Raw genomic sequence first — 15,785 nt, 5'->3', positions numbered from 1 at the left:
ATCACCCGAGAGGATGCCTACATATGACCGGCAGCAAGGCAATCTCGCTTCGCCGAATGCGCTTAGCCTAAACGGCCTGTCGCACTCGCACCCATTGCTGCGCAAGATCAAGGGCCTCTCGGACGTACTCCTCTGTCACACCTTCGTTGGATTCCTCTTCAGTGAGCAGTACGTCGAATAATACGGTTATCTGAGCAGATATCAGGTGTTCCAGATCCTGGACATCCTCGATGGCCTCGCCCCTGTCATCACTCCGAAGAGTCGGATCCCCAAGGGCGCCACGGATGGCGTTCTCGGCTATGCGGGGATCGAAGTCATCGTCGCCATGCTCTTTGAGTTCGATCCGCAGCTTGGCTGTATATCGCACGATCTCGTGGATCGTATACGTTGGCGTGAACTTTCGTCGTACCGCAACTGCGAATGCGGCATGGAACATCTGCATGTAGGCGGCCGCGCCCTGGTCTGTAGACATCTCCTGCTTCTGCATCCGCTCCCAGGCGTGCGGGCCGTCCTGTAGAAGCAGGCGCAGGGCCGTAACATGATCATCCTCGATCTTCACGGCCGCCCAGTCGATCACCGAAGTGACTCCTCCGTCAGATCTCGCACCCTTGCCATAAAGGAGTTCAGCTCAGAATCACCGAAGTCCTCGTCCGCTGCCATTATGGCTACCAGAAGGCTCTTTGTTCTGAATGCGACGTTATCATCCACGCCGTCGTACGCGTCGAGCGGAAGTTTGCCGAGTACAAAGTTGGTCGCGATCTCCGCGACCTGTGGGTCAATGATTTCAACGGCTTCCTGTGTCCTGCCGCGGGCTTCGGCAACGAACTCGATCACCTCGGCGTCACTTGCGGGCTTACCATTTCTGATAAAGCGTCGCTGTGCCAGTTCGAAAAAGGCTGCGGATATCACCGCCGCATAGCCGACATTGACCTCTTTGGCACTCAGTTGTCCCAACAGTCGCTGATTCTCTTCATAGCGCCTAGCGAGAAGAGCGTGCAGTGCCGCCACCTGCTTATCAATCGCTGTCATCGTCCCGACTCCTCGAGTTCCTCAGCTTTTCTCTGCTTGCATCTACAGCCTTCATTATCACCATGGCGGCGACTGCCGCGCCGACCACTGCACTTGCCGCCTTTACGTCCTGTTGTTGTCCACCTTGAACTTGATCCATCTGTGGGCGAGTCTCTTGAGAGCTCGATACTTGGCCCGGCGGTGGCTTTTCAAGGGCCTTAATCATGTTCGAAGTCGTCTCATCGAGATTCTTCTCCGCGTCGTCGGGGTTATCCCGAGAAGCTCGAAGAATACGTCTCATTCGATCGCCGTTTTCGGGATCAGGCTCGAAAAGATCCTGGTTTTCGTCCACCGGATCGAGTCTGCCGCGGTGGTACACCCATCGGTCGGTGCCGGGAGGGCCGAATTGTTCGCCGTCCGGCGTGCGGATCCGATAGGTGACCGGATTGTCCTCCTGTGATGCCGGGGATTCGGGTTGCTCCTCGGCATTCCTATCATGGTCGTCGTTGTCGTCGCCGGAACCGTCCGGGATTTCGTTCGCGTCATCTTCATCCACCGGGGAAGGCTCGGGTTCCTCATCCTCACCGGCAGGTTCGGCATCGTCACGTTCCCGGCCGAGGTCGGGAGCCGCCGCCCCTCCGGGAGCGCTGTCGTCATCATCGTCAGCGACAGCCTGTGGTCGCTCGGCGGGCTGGCCAGCGGCCTCCCGATCCGGTTCAGCGAGAGCGCTGGCGTCGGGCCGCTCGGCGGTGGCCGGGTCATCAGCTTCGATGGTGTCGGTGGGGTGCGGCTGGTCGGTGCCGTCGGCGAGAGGGGTGGGTTGCTCGGCTGATTCGGGCCGGGGTTGATCAGCGTTGTCGGTTGGCCCGTCCGTGATCTGTATGCCCTGTTCGGCGGTTCGCGGCGGGTCGGTGGTGCGGTCCTGGGAATCCAGCTCGCCGGTTGTGGTGCCTGGGCGGGGTTCTTGCGGGCCGGTGGGCTGGTCGGTGGTTTCCCCTGTCGGCTGGCGGGCGTGGTCGGTGGGCTTGTCGGCGTCGCGGAGGTTGTGCTCGGGAGTGGGTGGCGCCTCGGAGGTGTCGGGCTTGGGTTCGGCCTCGGTCTTGGCGTCGTCTGTCGGTGTGTCCGCGTCCTGGTTCTCGCCGGCGCCTTCGGCATTGCCTGCTGGCTCCGCTTTCACACCGTCGTTCTCGAGTTGCGGCGTGGCGGATTCGTGGTCGCTCTGCTCAGTGGGATGGCTTCCGGTGTCGCTGCTCTCATTCCGCTGTGCGGCGGCGGCTTGTTGTTGTTCGCGTGCGCGGGCGAGGCTTTCCAGGCGGGAGGGTTGGCCGGGGGAGCCGGGGTTGTCGGGTGGCGGTGTCCACTGTCGTTCGGGTGAGGTTGGCCGTTCGGCGGGTTCGGTGCGGGTGTCTGCTCGCGGTTCGGCGGGTTGGGCTTGGGGGCGGTCGTGGTTGCGGTCGCCGGGTGTGCCGGTGTCGGTCTCGCGGCTGCCGCTGGTGCCCTGGTCTTGGATGCGTGGGTCGTCCTCGCGCTGGTCTTCGTCCTGGCGCTGCTGCTTGTCCTTGGCTCCGGGCCTACCGGATGCCTCTGCATTCTCGGCGGCGCGGCCGGGCTGTTCCGAGGGAGTGGTTTCGTCGTCGCGTTGTTCGCGCGGTGAGCTGCCGGTGTCCTTTTCCTGGGCCTGCTGCGCTCTGGCTTCTTGCTGCTCGCGGGCACGGCGGAGGCTTTCCAGGCGGGACGGCTGGCCGGGGGAGCCGGGGTTGTCGGGCGGCGGGGCGGAGGGGCGCTCCTGCGAGGTGGGCTTGTCGGACGTCTCCGTGCGTGTGTCGGTCTTGGTGGTGTCTTCAACGCCCACGCCCGCGTCCCTTTCCTCGGGGGAGGCGGACCGTCCATCAGGGCAGTGGGGGCGGACGGCTCGCCGTGGGTGTGCCTTGACGCGCGGGGCTGACGCCAAGACCACACCGGCCCCCATGTAATCGTGCACGTCCGAACTTTGCACGTGCCGATATCGAGCACTCAGCGCCGTACATGCGTTTCACGCGGCATGGTGTCCTATACAGCGTGCTTTCGCCTTCCATGGGCATTGAATGCAGGACGGTCGGTGGTTGAGTTGCCCGATAATAAGCGAAGTGACGACACCCTGTTTGTTTGAATTCATGTCGGATGGGCTGATCGAATGCCATGCGGGACCCGTCGGCAACGGTCGTCCTGACTGAGCGGTGGCGTCGGGTTCTTCGGGGCTCGCAGGCTCAACTTTCAGGCGCCGACGCCGATGAGCCGCATGTCGTTGACCGGATGTGGGCGGGACAGCAACGGCCGGACGACCTTGATCTGCTGGGGATGGCGGCGTATCTGACCGGGCGGGTGGACGCCGCCGGGAGCCGTGACAGCGGGCGAATCGCACCTTCGTTGTGGGCGGTCAGACCTCGTGCGGTGCGGTGCGTGTTCTTGCTCGGCCGTGTCCTAGAACAGCGTGGCGAGCACACGCCCGGAGGCGGGTGGACGGCAGAAGCGGCCCGTGACGGGTCTGTGCGGGTCAACGGCAAACCGCCGGCCGAAGCGCCGGATGGCGGCCGGGGCGTCCGTAATTCGCCGGCGAGCAGAAGAGGCGCCATCTTCTGTGGACGGCATTTGGGTTCTTGTCCTGGTGCGGACGGCGGTGACGTCGACCAGGCCCCGGCGGCGGGCCATCACCGAGCCCCGCCGTCGATGAACAGCCGGGCGCGCTTGGCCGGGTCGTCCTCCGCCGCCTTCCGGACCGACTCCAACGCGGCCAGGACGGCGTCGGGCGCCTCGGCCGTCATGGAGCCGATGAGGCGCTGGTATCCGGCGTCGGTGAGGTTCGCGGCGGTGACGGCGCGCAACGCCTCACTGCCGCGGCGGGCGCGGGTGACGGTCGGCGGGGGGTCGACCTGGCCCTGCCCACCCTGAACATCGGCGCCCCGCACGTCCTGGCGGTGGACGGGTCGGTGTGCCACGAACAACCCGTCGGCGGGTTCGCCGCGATCGACGGGGCCGGCGCAGCGGTCGGCGGCACGTTCCGCGCCGACCCGCGGATGATGGGCCGGTCCCCGCAGATGTCCAGTTGCATCGCCGAACTGCAGGTGCTCCGGATCGGGCTGCGCCGCTACCGCGACGGCACCGACGTCGAGGCCGTCATCGACTCCAAACCCGTCCTGCGGCTGCTGAACATCGCCATGAACGCGGACGGGTTCAACCCGCGCCAATCCTGGCACCCGGCCGCCGAGCGGGAGCTGCGGCGGCACGTGCGGCGCCTCGGCACCATCACCGTCCGGATGGACCACGCCGCCGGTGGCGCCACCGCCACCGACCCGCTCATGGTCGCCGCGCACCGCCTGGCGCTCACGAGCATGCACGTCGGGCGGGACGGCGCCGACTTCGCGGCCGAGGCCGAATGGCTCGCCGCGTTCGCCGCACAACCCCACCGGGGCCCGCGGCAGATCCAACGACAGGCCAGGCAGCGGAGCGCGTCGCGTCTCCACCCCTGCGAAAGCTACGGAAGTTAAGTTTCTGCACATGCCCGCAACCCCACGCACCCGCCGGGCACCGCGGCGGGACCCGCGCCCGCCGGTGCTGCCCAAGACGTTAACGCCCGCCGAGGAACACGACCGGGCCCTGCGCCACGACGGCAAATACCTGTCGCTGGCCTACGGGCCCGACCCGGTCACCACCGGCGACACCGACGACGTTGAGGACGTCGAGTTCGAGCGGTGCCGGTTCGACCGGACCCGCCTGGCCGGCGCCCGGCTGGTCCGCGTCGGGTTCGCCGACGTGGACCTGTCCGGCTGCGACCTGGCCAACGCGCGGATGAACAACTCGCGGATGTTCAACGCCGCGGCCCGCAATTGCCGCATGACCGGGCTGCAGTTCGTCGAGGGCGGTATGCGCGACGTCCGGTTCGAGGGGTGCCGCGCCGACATGGCCACCTTCCGGTTCGCGCACCTGCGGTCGGTGGTGTTCACCGACTGCAACCTCACCGAGGCCAGCTTCCAGAACGCCGAGCTGCACGACGTCCGCTTCGAGGGTTGCCGGTTGAGCGCCGCACAATTCTCCGGCGCGACCATGAAGGGCGGCGTCCGGTTCTCCGGCTGCGACCTGTCCGGCGTGGCCGGGATCCAATCGTTCGCCGGCGCGACCGTCGCGGCGGCCGACGCGATGGCGCTCCTGGACGTCCTGGCCGAAGAGTTCGGCATCACCGTCGAGGACTGACCGCGGGCAAGGGCGTTCCACATGCTCTCTGACTATCCGGAAGGTCTGAATACTCTCACCGCGAACCAGCGATACAGTTAGGCCATGTTCGATAACATAGAGTCATGTGTTCGAGTGAAGTGATCGATGTGGCGTCGATGTCCACCAGTGCGCTGGTGGACGCGGCGGCAGCGATCGCGGCCGAACTCGCCCAGCGCCAGACCCCCGACTCCCCACCCGCATGCATGCGGGACGCCGAGATGCTCGCCCGCGCCACCGACCTGCACGAGAGCGCCCTGGCCGGGCTGATCGGCCGGGTGGACGCCGCCGGGGAGATGCGCCGCTGGGGCTACCCCTCCGCCCGCAGCTGGCTGCGCTGCCGCATGGGCATGCGCGAGGCGCGCGCCAAGGAACGCATTCACCTGGCCCGCCAGCGGCACCGCCTCCCCGACGTCACCGAGCGGCTCGCCCGCGGGGAACTGTCCTACGGCTACGCCGCCACCATCGCCGCCGCGGTCGCCCGCCTGGACGACCCCGACTGCACAGCGGCAGAGGAAATCCTCCTCGACCTGACCGGGCAGGGACTCTCGGCCGGAAAAGTCGCCGCGTTCGGCGACCGGATCACTGACCTCATCGCCGAACGCGACGGCACCCCAACCCCCGACCCCGACTCCCGCCGCGGCTACGAACGCTCATGGGTCGATTCGACGCGTTCGCTGGACGGCGGAAGGTTCGTGAAGGGATGGCTGAACGCCGAGGACGCCGCCGTCTGGGACGGTACGCTGGGGCCGCTGGCCAAGCCCGCCGGGACGGATGATCCTCGGGATCTGTCGGAGCGGACGGCGGCGGCGTTGATGAGCGTCCTGTCGGGCGGGCACCAGGCCACCAAGGTCACCGTCATCTGCGACCTGGACACCCTGACGGGCGGCTCCGCCCCGGCGCGCCTGACCGATGGGACACCGATCCCGGCCGAGCAGGCACGCCGCATCGCCCTGGCCGCCGGAGTGTCCGCACTCATCCTGGGACGCGGCAACATCCCGCTGTACCTGGGGTACCGGGAACGGTTCGCCTCCCCGGGCCAGCGCCGCATCCTGGAAACCCTGTACGCGACCTGCGCGGTCGACGGCTGCGAAGTTCCCGGGACGCTGTGCGAGGCCGACCACGTCGAGGGCTGGGCCCTGGGCCACAGCCCCACCGACATCGACCGGCTTGCCCTGGCCTGCGGGTTCCACAATCGCTGGAAGGCGGCCAACCCCGCGCAGATCCACATCACCAGGGGACCGGACGGCCGATACACCTACCGCCTCCGGCCACCCGGCACCCCCTCCCACCCGGCGCCACCGGCCCCGCGCGCCACGGACCAGTGGAATCCGGCCGCACACCACCGGGTCCAGCCACGGCCCCACCGGCTGCGCCCCCACCCGACCCGCGGCCCACGACAGGCAGCAGGCCCCTGAACCCATCGCGGACCATTGACCCCCGGCCACCCGACGGCAACCGCTCTCCTGACCGGGAGTCTGCCGTCCGATTGGAGCACAAGCGGATGGTTCGCGAGGTTCAGGCGACGCCGTGAGGCATCCCGCACGTTGTTGCCGCAGAGGCAATTCCTAACCGCCGGTCTGGATTAGGGTCGGTCCGTGCGGATTCCAGGGGAAGCGGAGATTCGGGCGCTGCACGAGAGGCACGCGCCCAGCCGGGAGGCGTTCGAGGTCGTCTACACGCACTGCGTGGTCGTGTGGCGGATCGCCGAGCGGATCATCGAGGCCGCGGGGCTCGACGTCGACGCCGGGCTCGTGCGGGCCGGTTGCCTGCTCCACGACGTCGGGGTCTACCGGCTGCACGACGGTGGCCTTGTTCCGGGGCAGTACGTGCGGCACGGGGTGCTGGGACACGAGCTGCTGCGCGACGAGGGGTTCCCCGAGGAGATCTGCCGGTTCTGCTCCCGGCACACCGGCATGGGCCTGACGCGCGACGACATCGCGCGGCAGGGGCTTCCGGTGCCGCCCGGCGACTACGTGGCCGAGACCGGCGAGGAACGGCTGGTCATGTACGCCGACAAGTTCCACAGCAAGACGCGCCCGCCGACGTTCGTGTCCGCCGGCTCGTACTCCGTTCACGTGCGCCGGTACGGGGAGGAGAAGGTCGCGGTCTTCGATGCGATGCGCGCGTTCTTCGGCGATCCCGACCTCAAGCCGCTCGTGGACGAATACGGCCACGCCCTCGTGTAGAGCGTCGCGGCGGATTCCCATGGGCGGCCGTGACGCGGGCAGTGGTCGTTCGGGGGCAGGATGGAGGGGTGAGTCTTCTTGATGAGCTTCCTTCTGGAAACGACGCCGACGCCGATTCGTTGTTCGAGGCGTTCGAGCGGTGGGTGTCGGGGCGCGGGATCACGTTGTATCCCGCGCAGGAGGAGGCGCTCATCGAGGTGGTGTCGGGCGCGAACGTGATCCTGTCGACGCCGACGGGGTCGGGGAAGAGCCTGGTGGCGGCGGGGGCGCTGTTCGCGGCGCTGGGCCGGGGGCAGGTGGGGTTCTACACCGCGCCGATCAAGGCGCTGGTGTCGGAGAAGTTCTTCGACCTCTGCGAGATGTTCGGGCGCGACAACGTCGGGATGATGACGGGCGACGCCAGCGTCAACGCGGACGCGCCGATCGTGTGCTGTACGGCGGAGGTGCTGGCCAACATCGCGCTCAGGGACGGCGCCGAGGCCGACATCGGTGTCGTGGTGATGGACGAGTTCCATTTCTACGCCGAGCCCGAGCGGGGGTGGGCGTGGCAGATCCCGCTGCTGGAGCTGCCGCAGGCGCAGTTCCTGCTGATGTCGGCGACGCTGGGGGACGTCGCGTTCTTCCAGAAGGACATCACGCGGCGGACGGGGCGGCAGACGGCCTGGGTGACGTCCGCGGAGCGGCCCGTCCCGCTGATCTACGACTACCGGGTCACGCCGCTGCACGAGACGATCGAGGAGCTGCTGGCCGAGCAGAAGGCACCGGTGTATCTGGTGCATTTCACGCAGGCGGCGGCGATCGAGCGGGCGCAGTCGCTGATGAGCATCAACGTGTGCACGAAGGCGGAGAAGGCCCGGATCGCGGAGCTGATCGGCAACTTCCGGTTCACGACGAAGTTCGGGCGGAACCTGTCGCGGTTCGTGCGGCACGGGATCGGGGTGCACCACGCGGGGATGCTGCCGAAGTACCGGCGGCTGGTGGAGCGGCTCGCGCAGGCCGGGCTGCTGAAGGTCATCTGCGGGACCGACACACTGGGCGTGGGCGTCAACGTGCCGATCAGGACCGTGGTGTTCACCGCGCTGAGCAAGTACGACGGGCACCGGGTGCGGCGCCTGCGGGCGAGGGAGTTCCACCAGATCGCCGGGCGCGCCGGGCGGGCCGGGTTCGACACGGTCGGGTTCGTCGTCGCGCAGGCGCCCGAGCATGTGGTGGAGAACGAGAAGGCACTGGCGAAGGCGGGGGACGACCCGAAGAAGCGGCGGAAGGTGCAGCGCAAGAAGGCGCCCGAGGGGTTCGTCGGGTGGGACGAGGACGTCTTCAAGAAGCTGCAGGAGGCCGAGCCGGAGATGCTCCGGTCGCGGTTCCAGGTCAGCCACGCGATGCTGCTGTCGGTGATCGCGCGTCCGGGCAACGCGTACCAGGCGATGAAGCGGCTGCTGACCGACAACCACGAGGAGCCGGCGGCGCGGCGCAGGCACATCTCGCGGGCCATCGCGATCTACCGGTCGCTGCTGGCGGGCGGTGTGGTCGAGGTGCTGCCCGAGCCCGATGATCTGGGCAGGTACGCGCGGGTCACCGTCGACCTCCAGGAGGACTTCGCGCTCAACCAGGCGCTGTCGACGTTCGCGCTGGCCACGTTCGAGATCCTGGATCCGGCGTCGCCCTCCTACGCGCTGGACGTGCTGTCGGTCATCGAGGCGACGCTGGAGGACCCGCGGCAGATCATCGCGGCGCAGATCAACAAGGCGCGGGGCGAGGCCGTCGCGGAGATGAAGGCGGAGGGCATCGAGTACGAGGAGCGGATGGAGCTGCTCCAGGACGTCGACCATCCGAAGCCGCTGGAGGAGGAGCTCGACGCCGCGTACGAGATCTACCGGGCCGGGCACCCGTGGGTGGGCGACCATCCGCTGCGCCCCAAGTCGGTCGTCCGGGACATGTACGAGCGGGCGATGACGTTCACCGAGTACATCGGGTTCTACGAGCTGGCCAGGGGCGAGGGTCTCGTCCTGCGGTACCTGTCGGGGGCCTACAAGGCGCTGCAGCAGACCGTCCCGGAGTCGATCAAGACGGATGACCTGATCGACCTGATCGAGTGGCTGGGGGAGCTGGTGCGGCAGGTCGACTCCAGCCTGCTGGACGAGTGGGAGCAGCTCGCGAACCCGGCCGACGAGGACCTGGACGAGCCGATCGAGGAGCGGGTCACGAAGGTGACCGCGAACACGCGGGCGTTCCGGGTGCTGGTGCGCAACGCGTTGTTCCGCCGGGTGGAGCTGGCCGCGCTGGAGCGGTTCCGCGACCTGGGCGAGCTGGATCCGGACTTCGGCTCCGACGCGTGGGCCGAGGCCATGGACGGCTATTTCGCCGAGCACGACGAGCTGTTCACCGGCCCGGACGCGCGGGGGCCGAAGCTGCTGCAGATCGAGGAGGTCCCGCAGGACGCGCTGTGGCGCGTCCGGCAGGTGTTCGACGACCCCGAAGGGCATCACGACTGGGGCATCAGCGCCGAGGTCGACCTGGCGGGCTCGGACCAGGAGGGCGAGGCCGTCATCCGCGTGACGGGCGTCGACCGGATGTGACGCGGCACCGGTCGGAGAACTGAGGAGGCAGGGCATGGTGCAGGTCGCGGTGGCGCAGTTCGCGCCGGGGGTCGACAAGGGCGAGAACCTGGCGGCGATCGGCGAGCTCGCGGATGAGGCGGCCGGACGCGGGGCGAAGGTCGTCGTGTTCCCCGAGTTCGCCATGTTCACCGCGCCGAAGATGGACGAGCGGTTCGTCGACTCGGCCGAACCGCTGGACGGCCCGTTCGCCGGCGGGCTAGGGGAACTCGCCCGGCGGCACGGCGTGCACGTCGTCGCGGGGATGAACGAGCGTTTGGACGAGCCGACGCGCCGCATATCCAACACGCTCGTCGCCGTGGGGCCTGGTGGCGACATCGTCGCCGAGTACCGCAAGATCCACCTGTACGACGCGTTCGGGTACAAGGAGTCGTCGCTGGTCCGGCACGGCGACATCGCGAACCCGGAGACGTTCACCGTCGAGGGCGTCACGTTCGGCATGCAGACCTGCTACGACGTCCGGTTCCCCGAGGTGACGCGGCGGATCGTGGACGCGGGCGCCGACGTGCTCGCGCTGCCCGCCGCGTGGGTGCCGGGGCCTTTGAAGGAGGACCACTGGCGGACGCTGGCCCGCGCCCGCGCCATCGAGAACACGATCTACGTGGCCGCGGCCGGGCAGTGCGCCCCGACCGGCGCCGGCAACAGCATGATCGTGGACCCGATGGGCGTGGTCGCCGCCGGGCTGGGGGAGAGCCCCGGTGTCGTGGCGGGGGAGGTGTCGCCGGAGCGCATCGCCGCCGTCCGCGCGAAGAACCCGGCGCTCGGCCTCCGCCGCTTCACGGTCGCCCCGGCGTAGCGGTTGTATCGAGGTGGCAACGTTCCGTGCGTCTCCGTGTCGGAGCGGGCGCGTAGCGTGACGATCGGACGGTGCGTCTTTCCTCCGACCTCCCGCCCGCCGGGTTCACCCGCGCCGAGCCCAGTCCCCCCGGGCGTCCGCGCCCGTTCCGGTCGCCGCGTCCGTTCGTCGCCGTCGTGCTCGTGCTGGGTGCCGGGCTGGCCCTCGGCGTCGGCCACGGGACGACGCGCCCGACCCCGGGCGGCACGCTGACGGAGGGCGCGGCCACGCCGGCCGCCACCCGGCCGCCGCCGTCCGGCCGGGCACCTTCGCCCGGACGGGCGGCGCCGGAACCGGGTGACGTGTCGTCCGGGACCCTCCCGGCGACGCGGAGCCGGCCGTCCCGCCGCGGGCATGCGGTCCCCTCGCGCGGCCGGCTGCCGCCTCGTTCCCGGCCGGATCCCCGCCCCCGGGCCACTCCGCGGGACGGGACCGCGGTTCCGTCCTGGATCGCCGCGGAGTGCCGCCGCCGCTTCCCGGACGACCCGCGCCGCAGGTCGGCCTGCGCCGCGGCCCTCACCGACGCGTTCGGAAGCTGATCGGAAGCTGATCGGGAGCTGATCGGGAACGGCGGGAACTCGCGGGAACTCGGGTGGTTCGCCGGGCGTCGTAAATGACCATGAACTCGAATCCCGACATCGTCGGCATGGCCCTCATAGATGCTTTCGCGCAGCGCGGATACCGGGCCGAGCTGCCCACCCCCGGCACCGTCGCCGTCACGCTCAGGGACGGTACCCGGGTGCAGGCGGACATCGCCGAGTGGCGGAGTCACGCCGGGCGGAACGCGCGTTCCGCGCTGCCCGGCATCGCGGCCCAGTACGCCGACCAGGCGGTGGGGGCGTTCGAAGGACGTCCGGCCCCCGCGCCCGGAGGCGGCGGCCCGGACACCGGTGACCTGCGCGTCCGCCTCTACCACGAGAACGCGCTGGACGAGCGGATGCGTGCGGCCCTCCTGACGCGGCCCCTCGCCGAGGGGCTCCTCCAGACCGTCGTCGTCGACCGTCCCGACTCGATGTCGCCGCTCAACAGGACCGAACTCGGCGGCCTCGGGGAGGCCGAGGCGTTCGGCGCCGCGCTGACGCACTCGATCGAGCGGGAGCCGCACTACGTCCAGGCGAACGACGTGCAGGGGCTCAAGATCGTCACGATCGGCGGGCAGCACCGCTACGTCGCCGCGCACGTGCACGTCCTGCGCCGGTACGTTCCCGGCCCGCTCCCGTTCGGGGCGCTCGTGACGTTCCCGCTCCCGGAGTACGTGATGGTCCACGAGATCGGCATGGACCGCCATGTCGTCGTGGCAATGAAGACCCTCCAGGACACGGCGGGCACGTTCGCGGCCACGGGGGAGAAGCCGATCAGCCCGCGCGTGTACTGGTGGCGGCCGGGGGACTACGAGGCGATGCCCGAGCGCGAGGCCCTCCACGGGGGCCGCGTGCCCGACCTGCGGCTGGTCGGGGTCCAGGTCGAGCAGGGCGAGGAGGGCCTGAAGGTCAGCGTCGCCGGGGAGGCCACCGCGGAGCTGGTCCGGGGCTGGGAGGCCGCGCGCCGCTGACGTGACGCGGCACCGGCCGGGCCGGGCGAGCCGGGCGGGGTCAGGCCGCCGCGGAGGTCACCAGGCGTTCGATGTGGGAGCGCAGCTCCTGGACGTCCGCCCCGGCCTCGGTCGTGAGCCGTACCGACAGGAAGTCGTCGTCGTGCAGGAGGCCGAGCAGGATGTGCCCGCCGCGGATCTGCTTCTGCTTGAGCCGGATCGCGTGCCGCAGGCTCAGCTCCAGGGCCTTCTTCGCCTTCGGTGTGAAGGGGATGTGCCCGCCGCGCAGGCGTGAGAGCTTCCCGGCGGGGACGTCGAGGGCGCCCTCGCCGAAGGTCTCCTCGGTCGCCTCCCGGATGGCGTCGAGGTCGACGCCGATGCTCTTCAGGGCATCGGCGTCGAGCACGTCTCCTCCGGTGGCGTTGACGCGGGTGATCCGGGTCCGCAGGTCGTCCGCGGACAGCCCGTGCTCGCGGAGCGCGCGGGCCACGGCGTCGTCGCCGCGCAGCACCGAGAGCAGGACGTGCTCCGTGCCGATGTGGTGGTCGCCCAGGTTCCGCGCCTCGGCCTGGGCGCCGATGACGGCCGCCCGCGCGTCCTCGGTGAAACGCTCGAACATCGTGTCACTGCTCCTTCTTGAGAAGGCGGCGGCCGCCGCCGTGCTTCTTGTGGACGGCCTGCCTGCTCACACCGAGGCAGACCGCGATCTCCTGCCAGGACCAGCCCTGGTCGCGGGCGCCGGCGACCTGGAGGGCCTCCAGCCGTTCGGCCAGTTCGCGCAGCGCGCGCACGGCCCGCAGCCCGACCGCGGGGTCCCGGCTGCTCGCCTCCTGGGCGAGCTTCACTCCATCGCTCATACTGTCAATGTAGGTTGGCATCGGGTGCATGTCAACCAACGTTGACGCCGAGTGTGTGTCAGCGGACGGTCAACAAGGTGGTGAGGAGGTCGTCGAGGGTGATCAGGCCGGCGATGCGGCCGTCCGGGGCCACGGCCAGGCCGAGGTGGCTGTGGTGCGCCTTCAGCATGGCGACGGCCTCGCCGACCGGCGTGTCGACCGGCACCGCCGGCACCGGGTGCGCGAGCTCGCGGGCGGGGGTGCCGCGGCCGCGCGCACGGGCCAGGTAGGCGTCGCGGACGTGCACCATGCGGGCGGCCTGCCGCCCCGAGCCCCGCAGCATGATCCGGAGGCTTCCGGTCCGGACGGCGGTGTCGATGACCTCCTGCGGTGTCGCCGCGGCGGGGACGGACACGATGTCCGAGATCGGCACGACCAGACCGGTCAGCGGAGCGCGAGGCGCGTCCAGCGCGTTGGTGAGGAGCGCCAGCTCGGTCTCCTCGATCAGTCCGAGCCGCCGCGAGTCCTGCGCGATGCTGCGCAGCTGCTCCGGCGTCCGCGACACCTCCCGCGAATCGGCCGGCTCGATGCCGATCATGCGCAGCATCAGGTTCGTCGCGCCGTTCAGGGCGGCCAGGACGGGGCGGGCGGCCGCGGTGAACGCGCGGAACGGCAGGCCCAGCAGGACCGCCGAGCGTTCCGGGTCGGTGATCGCCCACGACTTCGGCGCCATCTCGCCGACCACCATGTGCAGGAACGTCACCACCGCCAGGGCGATGACGAACGCGACCGCGTGCGCCGCCCCGTCCGGCAGTCCCGCGGCGTGGACCAGCGGTGTGAGGGTCGCGGCGAACACCGGCTCGGAGACCAGGCCGAGACCGAGCGAGCACATCGTGATGCCGAGCTGCGCCCCGGCGAGGGTCAGCGACAGTTCGTCGATCCCGGCGATCGCGGCGGACGCGCCCCGGCCGCCGCGCGCGGCCGCCCGTTCCAGGCGGGGCCGCCTGGCCGCCACCAGCGCGAACTCGGTGGCGACGAAGAAGCCGTTGCCGGCAAGCAGCGCCAGGGTGACGAGCGCGCCGAGGGCGAGGCTCACCGGCCCTCCTCGACGGTGCGGACACGGATCAGCTCCGGCACGTGCCGGTGGACGGTCAGGACCTCGACCACCGCGGTGCGGGGCGGCTCGTCCAGCCGCGTCGGCGGAAGGTCCACGGTGACCACGTCCCCGGGCTCGGCCACCCGGCCGAGCCGCTTCAGCAGCAGGCCCGCGACGGTCTCGTAGTCGCCCTCGGGCAGCTCGATGCCGGTCTCGTGGGCGACCTCGTCCATCCGCAGCCCGGCGTCGGTCGTCCACCATTCGCCGGTCCGGATCACGAGGTCGTCGTCGGGCTCGTTCTCGTCGGCGATCTCCCCGACCAGCTCCTCCGCGACGTCCTCCCAGGTGAGGATTCCGGCGAAGCCGCCGTACTCGTCGACCACGCAGGCCAGCGACGCGGCGGCGCTCTGCAGCCGCAGCACCACCTCCGGCAGCGGCAGCGACGACGGCAGCAGCAGCGGCGCCCTGACGATGTCGCGGACCGCGGTCCGGCCGGTGTCCTCCGGGCCGAGCAGGATCAGCTCCTCCAGCCCGACCACCCCGACGACGTCGTCGACGCTCTCACCGACGACCGGGTAGCGGGAGTGCCCGCTCGCGGAGATGACGTCGTCCAGCTCGGCGGCGGACGCCGACGCGGACACGGTCACCACGTCGACGCGCGGGACCATGACCTCCTCCGCGTCCAGGTCGGAGAACGCCAGCGCACGCTCCAGCAGGTCGGCGTGCCCCTCCTGGAGCTTCTCGCCGGACTCGCCGATCATGCGCCCGAGCTCCTCCAGCGTCGCGCCGTGGTGCAGCTCCTCCACGGGCTCGATGCCCACCGCGCGGACGAGCCGGTTCGCGGACGCGTCGAACAGCCGGATCAGCGGCCCGGCCACCATCAGGTAGACGGCGGTGGACGCGGCCAGCGCGCGGGCCAGCCGCTCCGCCCTCGCGAGCGCCAGGTTCTTGGGGAACAGCTCGCCCAGCACCATCTGGATCACGGTGGCCAGCGCGAACCCGAGCGCCACCGCGACGGTGCCGGTCGCCGCGTCCGGTACCCCGCCCGCGCCCAGCGCCGGGGCGATCAGGTCGGCGAGCGCCGGCTTGGCGATGAACCCCACCACCAGTGCGGTGACCGTGATGCCCAGCTGGGCGCCCGACAGCATGAACGACAGCCGCCCCATCACCCGCAGCGCCCGCGCGGCCGACCGGTCGCCCTCCGCGGCGCGCTGGTCGAGGACCGGGCGGTCCGCGGTGACGAACGCGAACTCCTGCGCCACGAAGTACCCGGTGGCGACGGTCAGCAGCAGGACGGCCAGCAGCCCGAGCGCGGCGTCCACCCCGCCCTCCCTCCGCCGCCCGACACGTCCAAGATCTCCTTACCCCGCCCGCGCGGTCTTCCCCGCGATTCCGGGGCGGTTATCGACCGCACTGTGTGGAATGAACCC

General features: G+C 70.1%; 16 protein-coding genes. 8 read left to right on the top strand and 8 right to left on the bottom strand.

The genetic code is table 11. From position 1 onward, the window contains the following. Positions 1-67 precede the first annotated feature (67 nt). From ACGFIS_RS06955 to ACGFIS_RS06940, 4 genes are all read right to left on the bottom strand, one after another. Positions 68-577 carry a hypothetical protein gene (locus tag ACGFIS_RS06955; RefSeq protein ID WP_392969921.1) on the bottom strand — a complete coding sequence of 170 codons (510 nt, stop codon included), beginning with the start codon at positions 575-577 and terminating at the stop codon, positions 68-70. Beyond that, on the bottom strand, positions 574-1,029 hold the full coding sequence (locus tag ACGFIS_RS06950; protein WP_392969918.1) for a hypothetical protein: 456 nt from the start codon (positions 1,027-1,029) through the stop codon (positions 574-576). The genes ACGFIS_RS06955 and ACGFIS_RS06950 overlap by 4 nt, the downstream gene beginning before the upstream one ends. Continuing rightward, positions 1,016-2,860 (bottom strand): hypothetical protein, encoded by a 1,845-nt coding sequence (locus tag ACGFIS_RS06945; protein WP_392969915.1) that lies wholly within the window; start codon positions 2,858-2,860, stop codon positions 1,016-1,018. The genes ACGFIS_RS06950 and ACGFIS_RS06945 overlap by 14 nt, the downstream gene beginning before the upstream one ends. A gap of 835 nt (positions 2,861-3,695) precedes the next feature. Further along, complete coding sequence (locus ACGFIS_RS06940) at positions 3,696-3,983, bottom strand: hypothetical protein (RefSeq protein WP_392908922.1); 288 nt, start codon at positions 3,981-3,983, stop codon at positions 3,696-3,698. Between ACGFIS_RS06940 and ACGFIS_RS06935 the strand changes: the two genes are divergently transcribed. The 8 genes from ACGFIS_RS06935 (at position 3,975) to ACGFIS_RS06900 (ending at position 12,444) form a co-directional block, all read left to right on the top strand. Then, positions 3,975-4,532, top strand: a complete 558-nt coding sequence (locus ACGFIS_RS06935; protein ID WP_392908920.1) for a hypothetical protein — start codon at positions 3,975-3,977, stop codon at positions 4,530-4,532. The genes ACGFIS_RS06940 and ACGFIS_RS06935 overlap by 9 nt on opposite strands. Before the next feature lie 10 nt (positions 4,533-4,542). Then, entirely contained in the window at positions 4,543-5,235 is a 693-nt protein-coding gene (locus ACGFIS_RS06930) for a pentapeptide repeat-containing protein (RefSeq protein ID WP_392969912.1), read from the top strand. A 104-nt stretch (positions 5,236-5,339) separates the two neighbouring features. Next, positions 5,340-6,671, top strand: coding sequence for a DUF222 domain-containing protein (locus ACGFIS_RS06925; protein ID WP_392969909.1), 1,332 nt, complete (start codon positions 5,340-5,342; stop codon positions 6,669-6,671). 180 nt (positions 6,672-6,851) lie between these two features. Next, positions 6,852-7,442 (top strand): HD domain-containing protein, encoded by a 591-nt coding sequence (locus ACGFIS_RS06920; RefSeq protein WP_392969906.1) that lies wholly within the window; start codon positions 6,852-6,854, stop codon positions 7,440-7,442. A gap of 68 nt (positions 7,443-7,510) precedes the next feature. After that, positions 7,511-10,018, top strand: a complete 2,508-nt coding sequence (locus ACGFIS_RS06915) for a DEAD/DEAH box helicase (protein ID WP_392908912.1) — start codon at positions 7,511-7,513, stop codon at positions 10,016-10,018. Between the two features lie 34 nt (positions 10,019-10,052). Beyond that, positions 10,053-10,853 (top strand): carbon-nitrogen hydrolase family protein, encoded by an 801-nt coding sequence (locus ACGFIS_RS06910; protein ID WP_392908910.1) that lies wholly within the window; start codon positions 10,053-10,055, stop codon positions 10,851-10,853. A 71-nt stretch (positions 10,854-10,924) separates the two neighbouring features. Beyond that, entirely contained in the window at positions 10,925-11,431 is a 507-nt protein-coding gene (locus tag ACGFIS_RS06905) for a hypothetical protein (RefSeq protein ID WP_392908908.1), read from the top strand. A gap of 80 nt (positions 11,432-11,511) precedes the next feature. Further along, positions 11,512-12,444, top strand: coding sequence for a hypothetical protein (locus ACGFIS_RS06900; RefSeq protein ID WP_392908906.1), 933 nt, complete (start codon positions 11,512-11,514; stop codon positions 12,442-12,444). A 40-nt stretch (positions 12,445-12,484) separates the two neighbouring features. On the opposite strand, the gene ACGFIS_RS06895 is transcribed toward ACGFIS_RS06900, so the two are convergent. Genes ACGFIS_RS06895 through ACGFIS_RS06880 form a run of 4 tightly spaced genes read right to left on the bottom strand, consistent with a single transcriptional unit; the run spans position 12,485 to position 15,677 of the window. Next, positions 12,485-13,042, bottom strand: coding sequence for a Clp protease N-terminal domain-containing protein (locus tag ACGFIS_RS06895; protein ID WP_392908904.1), 558 nt, complete (start codon positions 13,040-13,042; stop codon positions 12,485-12,487). Positions 13,043-13,046: 4 nt separating this feature from the next. Next, entirely contained in the window at positions 13,047-13,280 is a 234-nt protein-coding gene (locus ACGFIS_RS06890) for a helix-turn-helix domain-containing protein (protein ID WP_392908902.1), read from the bottom strand. Positions 13,281-13,338: 58 nt separating this feature from the next. Next, positions 13,339-14,355 carry a hemolysin family protein gene (locus ACGFIS_RS06885; RefSeq protein WP_392908900.1) on the bottom strand — a complete coding sequence of 339 codons (1,017 nt, stop codon included), beginning with the start codon at positions 14,353-14,355 and terminating at the stop codon, positions 13,339-13,341. Beyond that, on the bottom strand, positions 14,352-15,677 hold the full coding sequence (locus ACGFIS_RS06880; protein WP_392908898.1) for a hemolysin family protein: 1,326 nt from the start codon (positions 15,675-15,677) through the stop codon (positions 14,352-14,354). Before ACGFIS_RS06880 ends, ACGFIS_RS06885 begins: the two co-directional genes overlap by 4 nt. Positions 15,678-15,785 lie beyond the last annotated feature (108 nt).

The organism is Spirillospora sp. NPDC048824 (assembly GCF_043198455.1).
GTDB lineage: Bacteria > Actinomycetota > Actinomycetes > Streptosporangiales > Streptosporangiaceae > Spirillospora.
Note: the sequence above shows the minus strand (reverse complement) of the source record. Positions and strands in the feature narration are given on the sequence as shown.